This is a genomic window from Frigoribacterium sp. Leaf186, assembly GCF_001423905.1.
Taxonomy (GTDB): domain Bacteria; phylum Actinomycetota; class Actinomycetes; order Actinomycetales; family Microbacteriaceae; genus Frigoribacterium.
Genome location: NZ_LMPQ01000008.1, coordinates 1 through 4,203 on the forward strand (window position 1 = coordinate 1; position 4,203 = coordinate 4,203).

Annotated in this window: 2 rRNA genes; both read left to right on the forward strand. The window is 54.9% G+C overall.

The window, feature by feature from the left end:
- The first annotated feature begins 7 nt into the window (after window positions 1-7).
- Window positions 8-1,527: ribosomal RNA gene (locus ASG05_RS06070) — 16S ribosomal RNA — on the forward strand.
- A gap of 472 nt (window positions 1,528-1,999) precedes the next feature.
- A 23S ribosomal RNA gene (locus ASG05_RS06075) occupies window positions 2,000-4,203 on the forward strand; the annotation flags it as partial.

Sequence of the window (4,203 nt, forward strand, 5' to 3'; positions counted from 1 at the left end):
TTTTTCTTTTACGGAGAGTTTGATCCTGGCTCAGGACGAACGCTGGCGGCGTGCTTAACACATGCAAGTCGAACGATGAACTGGAGCTTGCTCCAGGAATTAGTGGCGAACGGGTGAGTAACACGTGAGTAACCTGCCCTTGACTCTGGGATAAGCGCTAGAAATGGCGTCTAATACCGGATACGAGCTTCAGCCGCATGGCTAGGAGTTGGAAAGAATTTTGGTCAAGGATGGACTCGCGGCCTATCAGCTAGTTGGTGAGGTAATGGCTCACCAAGGCGACGACGGGTAGCCGGCCTGAGAGGGTGACCGGCCACACTGGGACTGAGACACGGCCCAGACTCCTACGGGAGGCAGCAGTGGGGAATATTGCACAATGGGCGAAAGCCTGATGCAGCAACGCCGCGTGAGGGATGACGGCCTTCGGGTTGTAAACCTCTTTTAGTAGGGAAGAAGCGAAAGTGACGGTACCTGCAGAAAAAGCACCGGCTAACTACGTGCCAGCAGCCGCGGTAATACGTAGGGTGCAAGCGTTGTCCGGAATTATTGGGCGTAAAGAGCTCGTAGGCGGTTTGTCGCGTCTGCTGTGAAATCTGGGGGCTCAACCCCCAGCCTGCAGTGGGTACGGGCAGACTAGAGTGCGGTAGGGGAGATTGGAATTCCTGGTGTAGCGGTGGAATGCGCAGATATCAGGAGGAACACCGATGGCGAAGGCAGATCTCTGGGCCGTAACTGACGCTGAGGAGCGAAAGCATGGGGAGCGAACAGGATTAGATACCCTGGTAGTCCATGCCGTAAACGTTGGGAACTAGATGTGGGGGCCATTCCACGGTCTCCGTGTCGCAGCTAACGCATTAAGTTCCCCGCCTGGGGAGTACGGCCGCAAGGCTAAAACTCAAAGGAATTGACGGGGGCCCGCACAAGCGGCGGAGCATGCGGATTAATTCGATGCAACGCGAAGAACCTTACCAAGGCTTGACATATACCGGAAACGTCCAGAGATGGTCGCCCCGCAAGGTCGGTATACAGGTGGTGCATGGTTGTCGTCAGCTCGTGTCGTGAGATGTTGGGTTAAGTCCCGCAACGAGCGCAACCCTCGTTCTATGTTGCCAGCACGTTATGGTGGGAACTCATAGGAGACTGCCGGGGTCAACTCGGAGGAAGGTGGGGATGACGTCAAATCATCATGCCCCTTATGTCTTGGGCTTCACGCATGCTACAATGGCCGGTACAAAGGGCTGCGATACCGTAAGGTGGAGCGAATCCCAAAAAGCCGGTCTCAGTTCGGATTGAGGTCTGCAACTCGACCTCATGAAGTCGGAGTCGCTAGTAATCGCAGATCAGCAACGCTGCGGTGAATACGTTCCCGGGCCTTGTACACACCGCCCGTCAAGTCATGAAAGTCGGTAACACCCGAAGCCAGTGGCCTAACCCTTGTGGATGGAGCTGTCGAAGGTGGGATCGGTGATTAGGACTAAGTCGTAACAAGGTAGCCGTACCGGAAGGTGCGGCTGGATCACCTCCTTTCTAAGGAGCATGTACCCGCCCCGCTGTTTACACGGGGAGTTTCGGGTCAAGTCGGTTTCGAAGCGAATGTCTTCGGCCGGCGCTCATGGGTGGAACTTTGACAATGGCTCGTCACGAAGAGCATCAGCACTAGTACGACACCTTTACGGTGTCTGGAAGGTGAGGGTGTTCGGGGTGGGGAGCGTGCACGCTGTTGGGTCCTGAGGGACCAAGCACCCACGCCTTTGGTGTGGGGGTTTTACCTCTGGACCATGACTGTTCCGCATCATTTGCGGGGTGATCATGGTGCCGCCCGTATTTTGAGAACTACACAGTGGACGCGAGCATCTTAGTCGCAGATTATGGCCGGCCTTTTAGGTTGGTTGTTGTTTGTGATACTAAGTGCAATTTCTTAGACCAACCCACCCTTTGGGGTGTGGTTGGCGAATGAGATAACACTGAGCTGTCAGTCTTTGGCTGGCAGCAACTTTGTGGTCAAGTTTCTAAGAGCAAACGGTGGATGCCTTGGCATCTGGAGCCGAAGAAGGACGTAGAAATCTGCGATAAGCCTCGGGGAGCTGATAATCGAGCCCTGATCCGAGGATCTCCGAATGGGGAAACCCCGCCAGGCGTTATGTCTGGTGACTCCCGCCTGAATATATAGGGCGGGTAGAGGGAACGTGGGGAAGTGAAACATCTCAGTACCCACAGGAAGAGAAAACAACAGTGATTCCGTCAGTAGTGGCGAGCGAAATCGGAAGAGGCTAAACCGGTCATGTGTGATAGACGGCGGTCGTTGCATGGTCGGGGTTGTGGGACCCGTTGTCCTGTTCTGCCGGACAGGAGCAGTTACAGCGCAGTATAGGCGAACAGCTTTGAATGGCTGGTCATAGAGGGTGCGAACCCCGTAGCCGAAATGCTGGCGCTGGCTGAATGGGTATCCCAAGTAGCTCGGGGCCCGAGAAATCCCGTGTGAATCTGTCAGGACCACCTGATAAGCCTAAATACTCCCAGATGACCGATAGCGGACAAGTACCGTGAGGGAAAGGTGAAAAGTACCCCGGGAGGGGAGTGAAATAGTACCTGAAACCGTTTGCTTACAAACCGTTGGAGCCTCCTTGTAGGGGTGACAGCGTGCCTTTTGAAGAATGAGCCTGCGAGTTAGCGATATGTGGCGAGGTTAACCCGTGTGGGGTAGCCGTAGCGAAAGCGAGTCTTAATAGGGCGATCCAGTCGCATGTCCTAGACCCGAAGCGAAGTGATCTATCCATGGCCAGGTTGAAGCGACGGTAAGACGTCGTGGAGGACCGAACCCACTTAGGTTGAAAACTGAGGGGATGAGCTGTGGATAGGGGTGAAAGGCCAATCAAACTTCGTGATAGCTGGTTCTCTCCGAAATGCATTTAGGTGCAGCGTTGCGTGTTTCTTGCCGGAGGTAGAGCTACTGGATGGCCGATGGGGCCCAAAAGCTTACTGACGTCAGCCAAACTCCGAATGCCGGTAAGTGAGAGCGCAGCAGTGAGACGGTGGGGGATAAGCTTCATCGTCGAGAGGGAAACAACCCAGACTACCAACTAAGGTCCCTAAGCGTGTGCTAAGTGGGAAAGGATGTGGAGTTGCATAGACAACCAGGAGGTTGGCTTAGAAGCAGCCACCCTTGAAAGAGTGCGTAATAGCTCACTGGTCAAGTGATTCCGCGCCGACAATGTAACGGGGCTCAAGCACACCACCGAAGTTGTAGATTTCGTATTATAGACAAGCCTTCGTGGTTCAGTCGTACGGAGTGGTAGGAGAGCGTCGTGTGGCCAGTGAAGCGGCGGTGTAAACCAGCCGTGGAGGCCACACGAGTGAGAATGCAGGCATGAGTAGCGAAAGACGGGTGAGAAACCCGTCCTCCGAAAGACCAAGGGTTCCAGGGCCAGGTTAATCCGCCCTGGGTAAGTCGGGACCTAAGGCGAGGCCGACAGGCGTAGTCGATGGACAACGGGTTGATATTCCCGTACCGGCGAAGAACCGCCCAAGCTAATCCAGTGGTGCTAAGAGTCCTAACCCGGCTGAGTGGATCCCTTCGGGGTGATGCCGGCCGGTCTAACGCTCGACCCCATGCTGGTGCGGTTAACGTATTAACAGGTGTGACGCAGGAAGGTAGCTGAGCCAGGCGATGGTATCCGTAAGGTGAACCTGGTGTAAGGATGTAGGGCTGACGATAGGCAAATCCGTCGTCAATGCGCCTGAGATCCGATGCGTACCCCGATTGGGGGAAATCAGTGATCCTATGCTGCCGAGAAAAGCATCGACGTGAGGTTCAAGCCGCCCGTACCCCAAACCGACTCAGGTGGTCAGGTAGAGAATACCAAGGAGATCGAGAGAATCGTGGTTAAGGAACTCGGCAAAATGCCCCCGTAACTTCGGGAGAAGGGGGGCCGGAACCGTGATGGGATTTACTCCCGGAGCGGGAAAGGCCGCAGAGACCAGTGGGAAGCGACTGTTTACTAAAAACACAGGTCCGTGCCAAGTCGCAAGACGATGTATACGGACTGACGCCTGCCCGGTGCTGGAAGGTTAAGAGGAAGGGTTAGCGCAAGCGAAGCTCAGAATTTAAGCCCCAGTAAACGGCGGTGGTAACTATAACCATCCTAAGGTAGCGAAATTCCTTGTCGGGTAAGTTCCGACCTGCACGAATGGCGTAACGACTTC